Source organism: Paenibacillus sp., from assembly GCF_048976745.1.
GTDB lineage: Bacteria > Bacillota > Bacilli > Paenibacillales > Paenibacillaceae > Paenibacillus.
This window is the reverse complement of the sequence record NZ_JBHGUU010000006.1, coordinates 304,175-321,693: the sequence shown is the minus strand read 5'-3', so window position 1 is coordinate 321,693 and position 17,519 is coordinate 304,175. Positions and strand designations below refer to the sequence as shown.

Genomic DNA, 17,519 nt, shown 5'->3' with positions numbered 1-17,519 from the left:
CCTGATATTAAATATCTCTTTTAATAGATATATGAATATATGCGTTCACTTACTGTAATGATTATAGTTACGTTTCAATGCAATTGCAACTTTTCATTTTCAGAAAGAAAAAAAGAGCAGAGTGTCTCCAGACTCTCAGCCCCTTCATCTGCTTCATTCTATCCAAAGTCCTCTACTCTATCCAAAGGATATTCAGAAACTCCGAACGTAAGCCAGCTTCTGATCCATCTCTTCTACACACTCGTAACAGTCGTGCTCATCGTTCGCGACCATGGGGGTGACAGGATACAGATTCATCTCTGTACTGTTATACGATTTTAGTAACGGTAGCAACTGAGTCACTCGTGTATTGGCCGGGTCAAGCCAGGTATTGATCTCTTCTTCGGAGAGAATCGCCGGCATTTTACTGCCAAACTCGCGTGTAACCATGTTTGCACCTGTCATAAGCATTGTGCAGGTACGAAGCGGCTCTTTCCGTGTATCTCTCCACACCTCGTACAACCCGGCAATGCCGAACAGACCGCGATCCGGCATGACAACACGAACCGCATAACTTTTCTTGCCTTCTTGCCGCCAGTAATATAATCCATTGCAGGGAATGACGCAGCGCTTGGTCTCTACCAGTTTGTAATAGGAAGGATTCTCATGCACCGTCATAAGATTTGCGTTAACGGCATCACGACCCCAGAATGGAATGAACCCCCACCGGAACTCATCCAATACACGCTCACCATCCTGATGCAAAATAATCGGTGTATGCTGTGTTGGGCTGATATTGTATCGGTTTTTGTAATAATACATCACCCGCTGAATCTTAAAGTGATCTCTGACTTCGTCCAAATCGGCTGCCAATGAAAAACGGTTGCACATGCTCTAGCACTACCTTTCCCTGTGTAAGTTGGATGTATTGTTTGTAACTTCAGGGAAATTATGCATGCACATTGAAAAGAAAATGACTTATTTTGACACCATTAGAGTCTGATCAAGGGTTATTTCATGTTTTTGACGACAAAAACAACGACCTCGGACTCATTTCAACTCAAATATTACTTGTTACTATAATAGAGAACAAAATACATTTATTGGAGGTTTTAAGTATGAAAAGGAAGTTTTTAGCGAGCATCATGTTGTTTTCTGCGTTTGCGATGTTCGGCAGCACCATCTATGCGGCAACCTTTCTGAACTATGGTTATCCCAGTACCACCATCCCCATTCGTACGTATAATTACGCCTCCGCATGGCAGACTCCCATGGACGCTTCCCTTACCAACTGGAACAATGCAGGTGCCAAAGTCCAATTCACCAAAACAAGTAACTCACCAAACACCATCACCGCAGGAAACTTCAATAATACAGCATATGGTGTCAACTACGCCTCCGTATCCGGCAGTCAAGTCGTAAGCTTCCGCATCGAACTCAATGCATCCACGATCACCCCTGATGCAACCAACTTATCCAACTTCATTCAAAGCGTATTCGTCCACGAACTCGGTCACTCCATATGGCTCGGTGACAACCCGACAACAACCAGTCCTTCCATTATGTCTTACTCCCGCAACCGCAATTCCATGACCAAACCCCAAACTTTTGATATCAATAACGTAAGATCCAAGTACTAATCCGCCACGAACTTATCCCATAATCCAAGGAGGATTCCTGTTCATGAACAAAAATCGAGTATTAACGCTGCTTCTCTCTTCCATTTTCATGCTATCTGCTGTTGGATGTTCTTCTGTTACACCTGCTGCGTCCCCATCCGATGCGCCCATAACCATTATTGCTTCTGAAGATTACCCGAGTTATTCCAGCATTGACGACCTGTCCGCGAGAGCAAATACCATTATAAAAGGCAGTGTTATTGAAACGCGTGTGGAAGCTTTGAACGATATCGTACAAGTTACCGATGCTGCCAATGAAAACGAGTTAAACCTCGCGTCCGATCCGGGCGGCGATCCATCTTCTTTTGACAAAATCTATACGATCCACACCATTCAGGTCGCTGAATCCTATAAGGGCAGTTACACGGCCGGGGAACAACTTGAAGTCAAGCAACTTGGCGGACAAGTAGGCAACACCGAGATTATTAATGATGACAGCCTCAAGCTGATTCCTACCAAAGACTATGTACTCTTCCTGGAAACGTATGAAGACACCCCTGCCAGCCTGCTCAACTCCGTTCAGAGTCTCTACGTGATCAAACCTGTCGCCAAATCGAACCAGCCGGGTCAGCAACAATCACCGTCAGAAGTCATTGTGAGTGCAAATCCCGAGAATGACCTCACACTGCACCTGGAGGATCTGCAAGAAATCCAAAAAGAAGAACAGAAAAAATAACCTATATCTCTTATAGGGCAATCACACGGTTGGTTCATCCCCGCCCAGACTCACAGACAGCTCATCCCCTCCTACTGTTCAGTCCTACATACGAATATAAAAAACCGTGCTGCTCAGCAACTGGGCAGCACGGTTTTGTTGGAGTTACATATGGATTCAATCCTCCATTGTTATGGCATTTCCCTTATCTGCATTACCAGAGCTATAAAGCAACCTGAATTGCTGCGGCGTCATTCCAATGTAAGTTCGAAACATACGAATAAAATAACTGCTGTGTGTGAAGCCACATTGAGAAGCTATCTGTTTCACCGTCAGATCTGAATCTGCCAGACTTGTCTTCGCCGCCAGCATACGGCAATCCAGCAGATATCGGCCTGGGGGAACCCCCATAATGCTTTTGAACATACGATTAAAATAATACATACTGTATCCCGCTGTATGTGCCATGTCGGCAAGACTGAGCGGTTGGGTGCAATGACGACGGATATAATCGGCCGTTGAACGAATCGTATCCTGATGGCTCAGTAAAGACGTCCCCACCAGCGACTCCGAATTCCTCGTAAGTTCTGCCAGTAACTCGTATAACACAGCAGACAATCGGGGTTCATGAACACTCTCATAAGTTCTGCCGAGCTGACATAATTGTTCATGCAACGTCTCGAAACGTTCGAATCCCGAAAATGAAAACAGCCAAACCTTGTCTGGACTACGGAGGTCCAACAAACGCTCCAGATCGTAGGCTTGCAAATGAATCCACCTGACGTCCCAAGGATCAGAAGGATCCGCATAGTAATGCTGCGCCTGTCCTGGTGCATATAAAAAACCTTGTCCAGCCATCAACCGGACATTTCCCTGTTCTGTTCGGACATATCCCTGTCCACTGAAAATCAGATGTAAATTGTATTCCCGTATCCCATCTGGACGATGCTCCCCATGCTCTGGATCGATATATCTTCCATAGGCCACTGGATAACAGGTGTACCCGGCAAATCCCGGCTCAGGCATAAACCAATGTGTTCGCATATGTTTAACCTCCTGTTTACGTATAGAATACGAAGACACTGAATAGCAAGATCATGATATCCTGTCGCAACATGTTGTTATATTCCCTTGTTATTATCCAGTATACAATGAAATAGACTTGTACAGGATTCACAAGATCATGATGCTGATACCAAAGGAGAACAACCGATATGAAGACAAACCGTCCCGTGCAAATGGGCGTCGATTATTATCCAGAACATTGGGATGCTTCCCTGTGGGAACAGGATGCCCGTTTAATGGCTGACAGTGGAGTGCGCATTGTGCGTGTGGGTGAGTTCGCCTGGAGCCGAATGGAGCCAACCGATGGACAATTTGAATGGGCATGGCTTGACCAAGCGATCGATACCTTACATCGTCATGGACTTCTAGTTGTAATCGGTACACCAACCATGACACCCCCACGCTGGCTTACCGAAAAATGTCCTGATGTCCTGCCTGTGCTTCCACATGGCCAACCGTATCATGAAGGCATTCGGGGGCATCGTTGTTATAACAGTCCCAGTATGCGAACGTACAGTGCAAGAATTGTACAGAAACTGACCGAGCGTTATGCCGAACATCCGGCAATCATCGGATGGCAGACCGACAACGAATTCAGCTTCACGGATTGTCAGTGTGATGCTTGTGCGGATGCTTTTCGCGAATGGGTTCGTGCCCGCTATAACACCCTGGAGCAGATAAACCAAGCCTGGGGGACTGTGGTCTGGAGTGGTGAATATAGCGATTGGGAACAAGTCACGCCGCCGTATGGAGGTTCCTCGTTCCAGAATCCTTCATTCCTGCTGGACTACTCCCGTTTTCAGTCGGACTCCATTGTGGAATTTCAACATATTCAGGTCGGGATTATTCGCCGCAATTGTCCAGAACATGTTGTCACCCATAATTTTCACAGCTATCCGCAAAAGGCAGATCAGTATAAAATCGGTCGGGAGCTGGACTTCGCTTCCTTTGATTATTATCCGAACCCTTCACCGAACAAAACAGACACCGCGCCTTACAGCGGTGCACTCTCATTGGATCTGACACGCGGTATTAAACGCCGCAACTTCTGGATCATGGAGCAACTGAGCGGCCCTCCGGGATGCTGGTTCCCGATGTGGCGTACACCGCAGCCCGGCTTCCTGCGCGCTTACGCTTGGCAGACGATTGCTCGCGGGGCTGATGCGGTTGTACATTTCCGCTGGCGGAGTGCAACTGTCGGCGCTGAACAGTTCTGGCATGGACTGATTGATCACAGCAACGTTCCAGGACGACGTTTCATGGAGTTTCAACAGTTATGTACCGAAGTGAACAGACTCAGTGAGCGCCTGCAGGGTTCAACATTGCATAATGAAGTCGCGATTCTGCATTCACATGACCAATTGAACGCTCTTCGAATTCAGCCCCAAGCCGAAGGACTGGAATACTACGAAAATATGAAGGTCTGGCATCGTGCCTTGACCAAATTGGGCATCAGTACGGATGTCATACACACTTCGGAGCCACTGGATGGCTATAAAATCATCATTGCTCCGCACCTGTACCTGCTGGATGTAACTACAGCAGAACGTCTGCAAGCTTTTGCAGCAGCCGGAGGCATCTTGGTCTTAACCCATCGGACGGGTGTCAAGAACGACAATAATGTCTGTGTCATGGCTCCGCTCCCAGGTCTGTTGTCTGCCTGTAGTGGTGTTCGGGTTACAGAGTATGATCCTGTTGGCGGGGATACCGTTCAGATTCGTGATGAACAAGGCCGTCTCTATACCGCTTCCCAATGGGTAGATGTATTGGAGCTGGACACGGCACAGCCGGTCGCTGTGTATGCGGATCAATTTTTTGCCGAAAGTGCCGCTGTCACCAGAAATAACTGGGGTGAAGGTGAGGTCTATTATGTGGCAACCCAGCCGGAAGAAGGGTATTTAAGCCAGTTATTACGAAGCATCTTAGAAAGCTGTGACCTTTCCGGAATTCAGTCTCTGCCAGATGGTGTGCAGGTGACCACCCGCTCGGGTCCGAATGGAACGTTTCGATTTATTCTGAATCTGAGCCCAGAACCTGTCTCCATTGAACTCAAGGCTTCATATACCAGTGCACTGGACGGGAAACTTAAAGGCCATCTTCTGGAACTCGACGGTTATGCAATCGAGATCTTGGAAATCCAATAAACGAGAAGTATTACAAACAAGATGCATGGTTGCAAAAAAAAAGGAAAAAGGCCCGCTGTGCAATTGCGATGCACTCGGGCCTTTAACTATGCGCAGGAACCGACGTTCCTTATTTAGATGGTGTATTAAGTCCAATAATCCATTCAGCCAGATCCTGTGTCTGTTTCAACAAGGCGATGGGGTCACGGAACCAGGATTGTTCTTCCGTCCATATGTACACTTTTCCATTTTTGACAGCAGGCAATGAACCCCAGACCGGATCTGCCTGAAGGTCTTTCAGCTGAGAGTTACTGGTCAGAACAATGTAATCTCCAGCGTATTTGGAGAGCAGTTCTATGGAGAATTCATGATAGGCGCCCTGCATCAACTCCGCTGGAATGTTCTTCGGTGCTTGCAAACCAAGCAATTCGTAGATGTTACGTCCTCCTCGGCCCGACTGATTGCCAAAAATGAAGACTTGACGATCATATTCTTGCATAACGGAGAATGTAGCGTCAGCTGGAACTACACTCTTCACCTCCTGCTTGATTTTGGCAATCTCTTCATCGAAATCGGCCAGCCATTTCTCTGCTTCCGCTTCTTTGCCAAGGACTTTACCGAAATAGGTTACTTCATCCTTCAGTGACGGGAAAGTGATGGATGCAACTGAAACGGTTGGAGCAATCTTGCTGTATTTCTCATAAGCCGCCTCGTCCGGATTCAATGTAATAATGAGATCAGGTTCCAGCTCCATCAATTGTTCAACGGAATCACCTATCGTTTCAAGACCTTGCAAGTGACCTTCCAGATAAGGACTGTTCATTAGAAATTGTCCTCCACCAATCGGCTTGACACCAAGAGCAAGCACCGTTCCCAGATAATCAATGGCAGCGACTCGCTCCGGATGTGCAGGAATTTCTACCTCACCAAAGGTTGTATTCACCATTTGGGTTTCCACGACTGCCGGTTGTTCAGGTTCAGCCGAAACTTCGGATGTTTCTGCCCCCTGCTGAGTTGTTCCACAAGCACTCAATGTGAGTACAAGCGCAAGCGACATGATCGCTGATTTAAAATGGTTAAACATATTTATTTCCTCATCTCCCCTATATTGATAATGATTATCATCATCAATTAAAGAATAACGTTCATCCCCTCCTGTTACAATGGATTCATTTGTTGCATTTAATGCACTTTTTGAAACTAATTTCGAATTTGCCTGCTGCTTCGTCCTATATTGTCCCGGTGTAATGCCGGTCTCTTTTTTGAATATACGATTAAAATAGAACGGGTCCATATAACCCACATACGCAGCAATCTCTTGTAATGAAGCTTCCGTGGAAGCAAGCAAACTCCTTGCCTCACCCATTCGTAACCGAATAACATATTCTGTCGGTGTACATCCCGTCTGTTCCTTGAATTTGCGTGATAAATATTGCGGACTGTAATTCAAGGATTGGGCAAGCGAGTCAAGTGAGATCGATTCCCGGAAATGAGCTTTGATATATCGTAAAACCTGATCGGTAAGTGAAGGCTGCTGAACTTCGTCAAACATGCGACTACGCTGTAACAATATAATCTGTACCAGTTGATAGAAGTACACTTTAACCTGAATTTTGCCCACTTGCTCCTGCCCTGACCAGCATTCATGTATATTCCGTACCAGCTCACGGAGCTCAAGTGCATGATCCGGCGCTGTCGCCCAGGACTCTTCAAACGGATTGTGCTGGTTCAACATCATTCGATACTCCACAAGCACGTTGGAGGGCAAGGTTGATTTGTACAAAATCAGATGTACCTCTGTAACTCCGGTCGCTTCAAGTGTCAGACGCCTTCCTTTTCCCCCGTGCAGCAGCAAGAACTGGCTTGTAGTCCACACCTCTTCATCCAGCCAGACCTGTCCCCTGCCTTGAATATACACAAATGCACTGGTCGGTAACACATAATTACGCATGTACTCGTGTGTTGCCAGTGATATTAAACGCACATCAAGCACGCGAACCTGAACCTGATCCCACAGCTTGATGTCATTCTGAATTCCCATATAAACTTCCTTTCCTAAGCGATCAAACATGCACAATGCCCTGGCATTGTCATTAAAACCTGTTTTTAATTGATAATGATTATCAATTATAGCAATGATGGAGCCATCTTTGAAGCCTACCTTCGTTTTTGTTTCATGCCGCAAAATAAAAACGGTCGAAACCCCTCTTAAGAGAGATCTCAACCGTCCTGATGTTAAGCCTTATTATAGTTTGATAAAATCAGCCATGGAACGAACCTGAATGAGTCCTGTATTGGATAACGCATCGGCAGATTGCAGCCCTTCTCTTGAAGTGAACTGCACCTTCACCGGAATGCCAGGAATGAGATCGAAGAAGTTGTCCGAGAATACACCTTCCGCTTCAGAGGAAATCCATACCTGCTTGGCAAGTACATCACTTTCCAGCACCAGATGATCACCAGCCTCATCCGAAACTTCAGTTACTTTAATGTGTGCAGGTTTCAACGCAAAATCTTTGGATGGTGCAAAATAATGCTCCTGCACAATGTCCGCTGCGCCATTCTGCTTCAAATCAATCCGCAACAACGTTGCTGCTGCATCATGTCCTTCTAACCATTCAGCCTGGCTCAGGGACAACACCTGTTGCCCCGAGTTGGAAGCCACTGTTACTGCATGCTCTTCTTCACGGTATACCGTGCCATCGAATCCAATCAATCGAACCTGCAATTGCCCCTTCACTGGCTCAAGCTGATCCGAGATGACATAGATATCTGTCGTATCTTCCTTGGTTCCGTCTACGGATACAAGCACATCACTGAAGCTGCGTTTTGCATAATATTGCAATGCTTTCCAGCGACCAAGATAGTCCATACCTGCCCATGAAGCCACCGGCCAGCAGTCATTCATTTGCCAGTAAAGTGTGCCCATGCAGAATGGTTTGCGGCGACGGTGCGCTTCAATGGCCGTCTTCATCGCTTCCGCCTGAAGCACCTGGCTCATATATAGGAACGATGGGAAGTCTTTCGATTCATGCATGTACATATCCATGTACTGTTTGATCAGACGATTACCTGCCCCGTTCTTCTGATGTGCAAGCATCACTTCCGATTCCAGAGCCAGATCCTCTTCTTCCGCGTAAGTGCGAACTGACTTGTACTCCGGGAATGACTGGAATCCGTATTCACTCATGAAACGACCTACATGCACGTTGTAGTTTTCAAACGGTTCTACATTGTGCCACACGCCCCAATAGTGAATATCGCCTTCGGCTGTGGACGGGTGCGCATGCTGCTTCTCATCCCCTGTCAGGGATACAAGAGGTGAAGAAGGCCAGTAATCCACACCTGGAGCATACGCTTCAACCACTTCTGGCAGCAGATCATGGAAGATCGCTTCGTAATCCGCCCAGATGCGTTCACGCTGCTCGGCAGTAAATTCCTTTTTCCAGCCCCAGCCACCATTCTCAACATAGTGAGCCCAAGCCGAATCAATCTCGTTGTTTCCACACCAGAGTGCAATACTTGGATGGTTGCGCAGACGTTTCACATTATCGACGGCTTCATGTCTCACACTGTTCAGGAATGCTTCGTCTCCCGGGTACATGCTGCATGCAAACATAAAGTCTTGCCATACCAGGATGCCGTATTCATCACACAGTTCGTAGAAGTCATCTTGCTCATAAATCCCGCCACCCCACACACGAAGCATGTTCATATTGGACTCGGCAGCAGATATAATCTCATGTCGATAACGTTCACGGGTTATTTCGGTGATGAAGCTGTCATTCGGAATGTGATTGGCCCCTTTGGCAAAGACCGCAACACCGTTTAGTTCAAAGTAAAAGGATGCCCCCGCTGCATCTTTCTCACGTACCAGGCGAATGGAACGAAGTCCTGTTTTCACCGTAGATTCAGCCACAGCCCGCTCACCCTGAAGCACTTCTGCTAGGAAGGTGTACATATGCGGATCACCAAGCCCGCGGCTCCACCACAGTTTCGGTTCAGTAATGGAGACAGGAATCTCCACCGTCTGAGCTCCAGGCTGCAGCGAGACTGATTTTTCCCATCTCTGACCATCTGCGCCGATACGAATGACCGTATCTACCGCTTGTGATGTCTCAACTTCCACAACAGCTGTTAATGAAGCTGAGGTAGCGTTCACTGCATTTTGCTGGATATACACATCATTGATTCGTACCTGTGTCCAACCTTCAAGACGTGCTTCACGCCAGATCCCACTGGTTACAAAACGCGGACCCCAGTCCCAACCATAGTGATATGGGGCTTTACGGGCAAAAATACTTACTCTCTTATCGCCAAGTCCGCCAACATCGGACTGATCATTGGATGCAGGCAATGCATATCCTAGCTTCTCCAGCTTAGGCAAGTCTTCCTGAATCGGTGACCGAAAACGTATTCGGAGAATGTTGCCACTTCCCTTCAATACAGCCTTCACATCCGCCTTCCATACCCGGAACATATTATCTGCCGATAACACATGCACATCATTCACGTACACATCCGCATATGTATCCAGACCATCAAACACCAGTTCCAGATGTTCCTGCGAGAATAACCCTTCGGCCACATCAAATTCCGTCTGATATTCCCAATCTATCTTATCAATCCATTGTACTTCCTTCTCGTTCGTTCCATAAAAAGGATCTGGAATCTTGCCCAGTTTCAGCAAATCTGTATGCACACAGCCTGGTACCTGAGCCGGCATCCACTTTTGATCTTCGCAAGCCTTGAACGTCCAATTCTGAAAAACCTGTGATTGTATTGTGCTCATGACAGCCTCCATTGTTGTTAGAATTGTTAATCAATATTTTGTTAGGTTTTGTTAGCATAAAAATAAATAACTTACAAAACAAAATTACCACGATATGCTTCTTATAGTCAATCTGTTTTGTAATTTAATTTGTTAAACAATCTCTGCATACCAAAAAGACATGAAGCTCTAACTCTTCATGTCTCACCTGAGTTCATTTACACGTATGTTCATTGTTAAAATGACCAATACGTTCATATCCCCTTACTGTATACTGGCGTTATATTCATCGCGAATAATTAATTCCGAATAGATCAGCTTGCGTTCGTATGGTTCATCCAGATGTTTGATCCGCCACAACAGCTGATCCACCGCTCTTGTGCCCAGATTCTCCTTGTTAATATGCACCGTAGCAAGAATGGGTTCATCTGTCTTCGTATTGTCAAACCCGGTTACGGCACAGCGTTCAGGAACCTGAATGCCTCGGCTCTGGAGTTCCTGAAGCACGATGACAGCCGTATGATCATTCGCACATACAAAGACTTCCGGGATGTCCTCCAGCTTCATTTCAGCAATGGATTTACGAATCTGATCATACTCTTGTCCCAGCAAGTCTTCTTGCTGTTCTCCCTGCAACTGCTTCTCTTCCAGCACTGTACGATATCCAAGCCAGCGTTCTCTAAAGCTTGCTGCATCGGGCAGTTGCCCGGCAAACTGGAACCTTCTGTACCCTTTACCAACGAGCATAAGAACCAGTTCTTTCATACATTTCATATTGTCCGTAAAAACCGAATCTGCGTACACGGCCGGGTCTTCATGGTCCACCATCACAAGCGGAATACGAAGCCTGTAAATCTCCAGCAATACGGAGGTCGAGATGGTGCCCACCGTAATGACTCCGCTGATTGCTTCGGGATTAAGGACCGAGAACATCCGATCTGAAGAAGGTTCTGTCAGCGTTAAAATATCCATTCCCTGCTCATTCAACCTCTCCGATATGCCGTCAAACACAGGACCCCAGTACAAGGAGGACCGATTCTGTGAACGAATGTTGGGAAACAAAATCAATATCGTGCCTTGGCGCTCCGCTTCTGGCTTCATCTCTGCAGATATCTGTATCTCGCCCGGATAACGCTTCGGTTCGGTTCTGAAATACCCAAGCTGCCCCGCCGTTCTGACAATCATCTCGCGTGTATGCTCACTCACACCAGGCTTGCCCGTCAGCGCACGGGAGACTGCAAACTTGGACACCCCCGCAGCATCCGCAATTTGCTGCATCGTTACTCTTTTGGCCATCCTACTCACCCGTTTTTCCTAATTTTCCATTCAGTGTAGCATAAAAAACAAAAATCAACAAAACAAGGTTATGTTATTCTATTTTTGTTAGGTAGTTGATTATCTGTTTCACAAGGTATTCGACATAACCAAAAAAGGCCCTTTCCCCACCTTCCATAGAAGATGACGAAAGAACCCTTTTCCCTAATTATACGCCTGGTGCTCCCTGATCGCTGAGTTCCGACTGTAAAACCGGGCGTTTTCTGCGCAAGAAGACAGGCTGTGGAAGTTTGATCTCTGTGATCAGAACACCGACCAACATCAGTGCTGCTCCTGCATATCCTTGCAACGTTAGCGATTCCCCTTGAAAGGTAAATGCAAAGGCCGCTGCAAACAGGGGTTCGAGTGAGAAGATCAGACTTGTTCTTGTGGGAGAAGCATGGCGCTGTGCAAGTGTCTGCAAAATATATCCGAATCCGCTACACAATACGCCCAAGCCAAGAATCGCTGCCCAGGATTCAGCCGTATCGGGCATCCGTGGCGTCTCCAGCATGAATGTAGCTGCAATTCCCCACATCGCCGCAACACCCAATTGAACTGTTCCCAATGTTAGTGGGTCATGCTTCGGTGTGAACTTGCCAGCAATCATAATATAGATGGCATACACCAGTGCTGCTAGTATGCACAGAATATCTCCCGTGTGCAGACTCAGCTCATGTTGAAGCGTCAGCAAGCCAAGCCCGGTAACTGCAACCAGTATACTTAGCGTCAATCGTTTGTCCGGCATACGCCGATGCTGGATTGTCGTCAGGATGGGTACAAAGATAACGGCCAAACTGATCAAGAATCCCGCTTGGGATGTCGTTGTTCGTTGCACACCATAGGTGATGAATACAAATGCAGCAAATAAAGCTGTCCCCATAATCGCTCCTGCCACAAGTGTTCTGCGATCCATGTTTAACAACCTCCGATGAAAAAGAAGCCCTGCCGCAATAAAGGCAATGCCAAAACGAAATGCGACCAGATTCAATTCTTGCATGGACTCCAGGCCCGATTTCATAAACAGGTAGGATGATCCCCATATAACCGTTGCGAGCAGCATCTGTATGTCCGCTCTTCGTGTTACCTGACCTTGATTAACCTGTACACCATTCATCTTGCTTCAACCTTCATTCTATGTATTCTGAGCTGTGTGATCGTGCGTCAAACTAACTCGCCTTGGCAAGTATAAACGATCTCTTTGCATTATAAAAATGAATATTTATAATGGATTATATGAAATAAACTCATGCATCCAAAATGGAAGGAACGGAACCATTCATGTCATTGATCAAATACGAAATTTTGAATACCGTTGTGGAATATGGCAGTCTCACCAAAGCGGCAGAAGCGTTGAATATCACCCAATCCGCCGTCAGCCATGCCATCGCCAGTCTGGAGACAGAATGTGGTTTTTCACTACTCCATCGCGGCCGCTCCGGTGTACGGGTTACCGCTGAAGGCGAACGTATTCTGGGATACACCCGTGAGATTCTGCGTTGGACGGAACTGATGAACCAGGAAATCTCCCTCATTCGCGGCGCGGAGATTGGTACTGTGCGTATTGGCACCTTCGCCAGTGTCTCCACACAATGGTTGCCGGGCATCCTGAAACAGTTTCGTCTGCGTCATCCAGGAATTGAGATCAAGCTGTGGGAGGGCGATTATGCTGAGATTGAGGGCTGGCTGGCCGGAGGTGCCATCGATCTCGGATTTCTGTCCCTCGGCGATTCATCACCTTTTGAGACGATCCCATTACAAAAAGACAGGATGATGTGCATCCTGCCTCTGGATCATCCTCTCGCCTCAGAGGAGTCTGTTTCATTTGATATTCTGTTGGAGCAACCCTTTATTCTGCCCAAATGGGGCGGAGATAACGAGATTGAACGACTGATCCGGCAGCATGCAGCCAAGCTCAATGTTGTCTATGAAGTTGCAGAAGATCAAGCCATCATGGCGATGGTCCGTAATGGTCTGGGTATCAGCTTACTGCCGGAAATGGTTCTTCAAAATCATACGGATTCGCTCGCGCTTGTACCACTCACTGGAGATCCTTATCGCACAATCGGCATGGCCTGCCCGTCTTTGGTTAATCTATCGCCAGCTACGCGGCGTTTCATTGAAGAGGTCCAACAGTGGCTCGGCCGGGCGATGTAACTTTGGAGAACTCCCGGCCCGTGTCTTAATAATTGAGAGAATCACTAAGTTTGTCGCTATAAACACTTGCTCCTATCCGTTACTAACAAATTGGATAACACCGAGGGTTAGCAGCAGTACAAAGATAATCACCATCGTGATGCCAAAACCACTCAGGAAGCGCTTGCCAGGTGAGCGTTTGTTCTGCTGGCTGCCTCCCAGGTTATCCAACTTTTTCTCAATTTGATCCAATCTTTCATTTACCTGTTTCAGATCTGGATTGGAATTCATTATCCATCTCCCCTTTTCTGCATAATCGGTCTATTCCCACACCCGATCCAGCTGATCTGCGTAGTAACGGATCGCTCGGTTATAGTCATTGATTCTCTTGTCACTTGATGTATCCGCAAGTTGTACAAGCAGTCTTTGCATCGCTTCTGCATGTTCACCCAGATTGTAGAGCACCATGGCATAGAAAACTTCAAATTCCCGGTACGCCGGGAATTCTTTCATCCCTTTTTCAAACCAAACTTTCGCCTGCTCGTACTGTCCAAGCGTTCTGTATGTACTGCCTAATCCGAGTATTGCACCTGCTCTGTTCTCACCAGAAAGTCCAAGACTCAGTGCCTTCTCATAATGCGGGACAGCCTCCCGCTCCAATCCAAGCGAATCATGTGCCCAAGCGAGCTGATACCAGACATTTGCATTCTCGGGTTCCTGGACTGTAATCTCTTGCAGAAGCTCAATCGCTTCCTGTACCTTGCCTTCTTGTCTCCATCGTACGGCCTGTTCCAAATTACTCATGCTGTCACTTCCCATCTTGCATTATAATTCCCACATATATGAATCAATTGTTTTATTATACCAAAAAAACACACTTGAGAATATGTTGTAACAACCAAAGGTTGTCCAAACCCTATTCCCTCGTGTGCTTTTCATTCTGTGGAGGTCGCTAAAGCTACCTCTCTCTCAAAATGTTCTGTTCATCGCCTGATTAAGACCATGTCGTATTCGCGACCATGACAATGAATACAAGCATAAGGTAATTCACCGAGATCAGAAAGTTTACTTTTGCCCACTTCTCATCATCCTGTGTCTTCAGCCCACTAAGTGTATGCACAAACCAGATCAGTCCACCGGCCAGTGATACAATCAGAAATACCAGACCCACGTAATTGTAGTAATACAACAGGAATACAGCAGGAAGCAGCAGAAAAACATAAGGAATCATCTGAAACTTGGTGCGTTTCACCCCTTTAACGACAGGCAACAAGGGAAACCCTGCAGCACGATACTCCTCTACCCGGCGAATACCCAATGACCAGAAATGTGGTGGTTGCCAGAGGAACAACAGCGCAAACAGTAACCAGGCTCCCGCATCAATTTCATTGGTTACAGACGTATAACCGATGACAGGCGGCATCGCTCCCGCAATTCCACCAAGCGACGTACTCCACGTTGAACTGCGTTTCAACCACATCGTGTATATCACGATGTACGCGAACCACCCCAGCAGTGCCATCCAGCCTGATAACGGATTCACCAAGAGATACAGTACTGCTAGTCCCACAACACCAAGGATAATGCCATAGCCAAGTACAAACCCTGGCTTCAGATGGTTAATGTAATCCATCCTTTTTTTGGTGCGCTCCATCTTCTGGTCCAATTCACGATCCCAATAATTGTTGATAACACAAGCTGAAGCAATAACCAAGGTTGATCCGATCACGACCATAAGCAGAGATAACCAGTTAATATCCCATTTTGAAGCTACCCAGAACCCTACAGCCACCGCAAACACATTTAGCCTTAGAAGTCCGGGTTTAGTTAATGCAATCATGTCTTTAAGCATGAGGCTCCTCCTGAACTATGTAAAAACGCCATTCCAATAATGATACATGTACCTACCATTAATTACAATCGCTTTCATGAATTTGTCATAACCAAAAAGCACCCCTCACCGTTCCAATGAACTGAAGGAATGCTTGAATGATGAATTTCTTCTCATTTTATGGGATGTATTGTTGCACAATTTTGGTAACTTTTCCGTCCTGCACTGTCAGGTGATACGGGAATACGGACAGGTCAAGAATACGGGTATTCTCATACAACGATTCGAACTTGGATAATGTCACAGGTTCATTCCATTGAATGTCTGCGCCCTGCATCGTACCATCCCGGTCATATAACTGCATCAAAACTTCAGCATTGGCACTAACCTCAACCTGTTCCTGCTCTTTGCTGTCATTGACAATATAGTAACCATCTGGAGCACCGTCTATACCCGCTTCCGGATTACGCTGTGCAAAAATCGCATCGGCTTCTTCACCCTGATACCAGCCAATCTTGTCCACTGTCATAAACAATTTGCCGTCTTCCATGTGCATGCCTTCAACATAGGCTGTAAACATCTCGGAGTTTGCAACCTGTGCTTCTTTGGCAGAAGGCTGTTGGCTATCTGCACTTTCTTGTGCATTCGCAGGGGTAAGCAAATATGTAGTCAGCACAATCATGCCAAGTAAAGCAACAACTGCACCGATCATTCGTAGTTTCCATTGTTTTGCCGCGTTCTTCATGGGTACATCTCTCCTTAATATGAACGTTATTATTCCTTAACCGGAAGTCTTGCTTATCAAACGCTCAAGCGAACTATTCATTCCAACGTTCTTTCTTTTCCTATCATACTTGGAACAGCGAATATAAAAGTATCAACCAGATTAAAAATAGTTACAATGAACGTCATTACTCCTGTCTGTAGTCTCCGTAAATGACAAGCACCCCTGAAAGACCTCGTCATTCAGGGGTGCTTGACTCGTATAAGATTCTTATGTTTGTTCATGAATCTTATTCTTGTGGATACTTGTTAATCTTAATGATTGGTTGTGGAGTCATGCGCCAAACGAACGAGCATATGAGCCAGCATGTGCCGTTCCTCTTCCTTCCCGACATTCCACAGCTCCTGAAGCAGTTTTTCTTCACGATTACGGGGTTCCTCCCGCGCAGCCAGATGATCCGCTACTTTCTCGGCAATTTTGGCCATCTGCTCCTCGCTTAGTCCAATCGATTCTCCCATGGCAATTCGCTTACCCAAGTATTCTTTGAATGCATCAAAGTTCTGCAAAATCTGATCTCTTTCTTCCGGTGCAATCTTCTCGATTGCATTGTCCACCTTCTCAGTTGAAACCTGGCCATCTTTATGGATTACATGATTTTGTTCATTCATTTGAATAACCTCCTGTATAATAGTTGTTTATTGGTTTCGAGATTTAGACTTAATAATCAAGCGGGTTATCTATAATATAAACGGATTACAGAAGTTTAATCAGTACGTTCAATTCTGTATAATCTTCTATGATATGAGCAAGCAACCGTTTCAAAAGAGCTACAGCGGTTAATCGTTTACATATATGTAACGGTGTTTGGATATGTTAATGAACACCTTGTACAATAATGAATCAGGAGGGATTTCCCATGCATGAAGAAAGCAAACATGAGAAGACAAACGATGAACTTGAACCCGGCGTGAATACCGTTATCCATCCAGACAAAAATAATCCAGGACCAACCGATATGATCGAAGGCGTGGTTGGTGATATCGTAGATAACATTCGGAAGGATTTCTCCCATGACTCGAAGGACAAAAAGGATTCTTCCCATTCGCCTGATTCATCGGATTAATGATTGTCCTTTTTCAAGATGAAATTAGCACCAAAAGACCTCCCGCCCTATTCATGGCCTGGGAGGTCTTTTGGTGTCATAGAAAAATGATATTCTAATTACACTAACTGAAATTTTAT

At 46.2% G+C, this 17,519-nt stretch carries 16 protein-coding genes; 5 read left to right on the top strand and 11 right to left on the bottom strand.

What is annotated here, in order from left to right; translation table 11 throughout:
* Positions 1 to 192: 192 nt before the first annotated feature.
* Positions 193 to 870, bottom strand: coding sequence for an SOS response-associated peptidase (locus ACE3K2_RS08370; RefSeq protein WP_091016984.1), 678 nt, complete (start codon positions 868 to 870; stop codon positions 193 to 195).
* 227 nt (positions 871 to 1,097) lie between these two features.
* Between ACE3K2_RS08370 and ACE3K2_RS08365 the strand changes: the two genes are divergently transcribed.
* Positions 1,098 to 1,619, top strand: a complete 522-nt coding sequence (locus tag ACE3K2_RS08365) for a hypothetical protein (RefSeq protein ID WP_421888839.1) — start codon at positions 1,098 to 1,100, stop codon at positions 1,617 to 1,619.
* A gap of 43 nt (positions 1,620 to 1,662) precedes the next feature.
* Complete coding sequence (locus tag ACE3K2_RS08360; protein WP_421888837.1) at positions 1,663 to 2,334, top strand: hypothetical protein; 672 nt, start codon at positions 1,663 to 1,665, stop codon at positions 2,332 to 2,334.
* Positions 2,335 to 2,490: 156 nt separating this feature from the next.
* Here ACE3K2_RS08360 and ACE3K2_RS08355 read toward each other — a convergent pair whose 3' ends face one another.
* The gene (locus ACE3K2_RS08355; protein ID WP_421888836.1) at positions 2,491 to 3,357 is read right to left on the bottom strand and encodes an AraC family transcriptional regulator; all 867 of its coding nucleotides are present in this window, start codon (positions 3,355 to 3,357) and stop codon (positions 2,491 to 2,493) included.
* 170 nt (positions 3,358 to 3,527) lie between these two features.
* Between ACE3K2_RS08355 and ACE3K2_RS08350 the strand changes: the two genes are divergently transcribed.
* Positions 3,528 to 5,522, top strand: a complete 1,995-nt coding sequence (locus ACE3K2_RS08350) for a beta-galactosidase (protein WP_421888834.1) — start codon at positions 3,528 to 3,530, stop codon at positions 5,520 to 5,522.
* Positions 5,523 to 5,631: 109 nt separating this feature from the next.
* Here the strand turns inward: ACE3K2_RS08350 and ACE3K2_RS08345 are convergent, their stop codons facing one another.
* The 4 genes from ACE3K2_RS08345 to ACE3K2_RS08330 form a co-directional block, all read right to left on the bottom strand.
* On the bottom strand, positions 5,632 to 7,542 hold the full coding sequence (locus tag ACE3K2_RS08345) for an AraC family transcriptional regulator (RefSeq protein WP_421888833.1): 1,911 nt from the start codon (positions 7,540 to 7,542) through the stop codon (positions 5,632 to 5,634).
* A 204-nt stretch (positions 7,543 to 7,746) separates the two neighbouring features.
* The gene (locus ACE3K2_RS08340; protein WP_421888832.1) at positions 7,747 to 10,293 is read right to left on the bottom strand and encodes a beta-mannosidase; all 2,547 of its coding nucleotides are present in this window, start codon (positions 10,291 to 10,293) and stop codon (positions 7,747 to 7,749) included.
* 243 nt (positions 10,294 to 10,536) lie between these two features.
* Positions 10,537 to 11,568 carry a LacI family DNA-binding transcriptional regulator gene (locus tag ACE3K2_RS08335; RefSeq protein ID WP_421888831.1) on the bottom strand — a complete coding sequence of 344 codons (1,032 nt, stop codon included), beginning with the start codon at positions 11,566 to 11,568 and terminating at the stop codon, positions 10,537 to 10,539.
* Positions 11,569 to 11,755: 187 nt separating this feature from the next.
* On the bottom strand, positions 11,756 to 12,703 hold the full coding sequence (locus ACE3K2_RS08330; protein ID WP_421888830.1) for a DMT family transporter: 948 nt from the start codon (positions 12,701 to 12,703) through the stop codon (positions 11,756 to 11,758).
* A 164-nt stretch (positions 12,704 to 12,867) separates the two neighbouring features.
* On the opposite strand from ACE3K2_RS08330, the gene ACE3K2_RS08325 reads away from it, so the two are divergent.
* Positions 12,868 to 13,743: a LysR family transcriptional regulator gene (locus ACE3K2_RS08325; RefSeq protein ID WP_421888829.1), complete on the top strand. Its 876-nt coding sequence runs from the start codon at positions 12,868 to 12,870 to the stop codon at positions 13,741 to 13,743.
* A gap of 72 nt (positions 13,744 to 13,815) precedes the next feature.
* On the opposite strand, the gene ACE3K2_RS08320 is transcribed toward ACE3K2_RS08325, so the two are convergent.
* From ACE3K2_RS08320 to ACE3K2_RS08300, 5 genes are all read right to left on the bottom strand, one after another.
* The gene (locus ACE3K2_RS08320) at positions 13,816 to 14,013 is read right to left on the bottom strand and encodes a hypothetical protein (protein ID WP_421888828.1); all 198 of its coding nucleotides are present in this window, start codon (positions 14,011 to 14,013) and stop codon (positions 13,816 to 13,818) included.
* A 30-nt stretch (positions 14,014 to 14,043) separates the two neighbouring features.
* Positions 14,044 to 14,526 carry a tetratricopeptide repeat protein gene (locus ACE3K2_RS08315; protein WP_421888827.1) on the bottom strand — a complete coding sequence of 161 codons (483 nt, stop codon included), beginning with the start codon at positions 14,524 to 14,526 and terminating at the stop codon, positions 14,044 to 14,046.
* Positions 14,527 to 14,716: 190 nt separating this feature from the next.
* Positions 14,717 to 15,574 (bottom strand): heme o synthase, encoded by an 858-nt coding sequence (gene cyoE, locus ACE3K2_RS08310; protein ID WP_421888826.1) that lies wholly within the window; start codon positions 15,572 to 15,574, stop codon positions 14,717 to 14,719.
* A gap of 157 nt (positions 15,575 to 15,731) precedes the next feature.
* Positions 15,732 to 16,298, bottom strand: coding sequence for a hypothetical protein (locus ACE3K2_RS08305; protein WP_421888825.1), 567 nt, complete (start codon positions 16,296 to 16,298; stop codon positions 15,732 to 15,734).
* Between the two features lie 293 nt (positions 16,299 to 16,591).
* Complete coding sequence (locus ACE3K2_RS08300; protein WP_421888824.1) at positions 16,592 to 16,945, bottom strand: DUF3243 domain-containing protein; 354 nt, start codon at positions 16,943 to 16,945, stop codon at positions 16,592 to 16,594.
* A 248-nt stretch (positions 16,946 to 17,193) separates the two neighbouring features.
* Here ACE3K2_RS08300 and ACE3K2_RS08295 point away from each other — a divergent pair, with 248 nt between their 5' ends.
* Positions 17,194 to 17,400, top strand: a complete 207-nt coding sequence (locus tag ACE3K2_RS08295) for a hypothetical protein (RefSeq protein ID WP_421888823.1) — start codon at positions 17,194 to 17,196, stop codon at positions 17,398 to 17,400.
* Positions 17,401 to 17,519 lie beyond the last annotated feature (119 nt).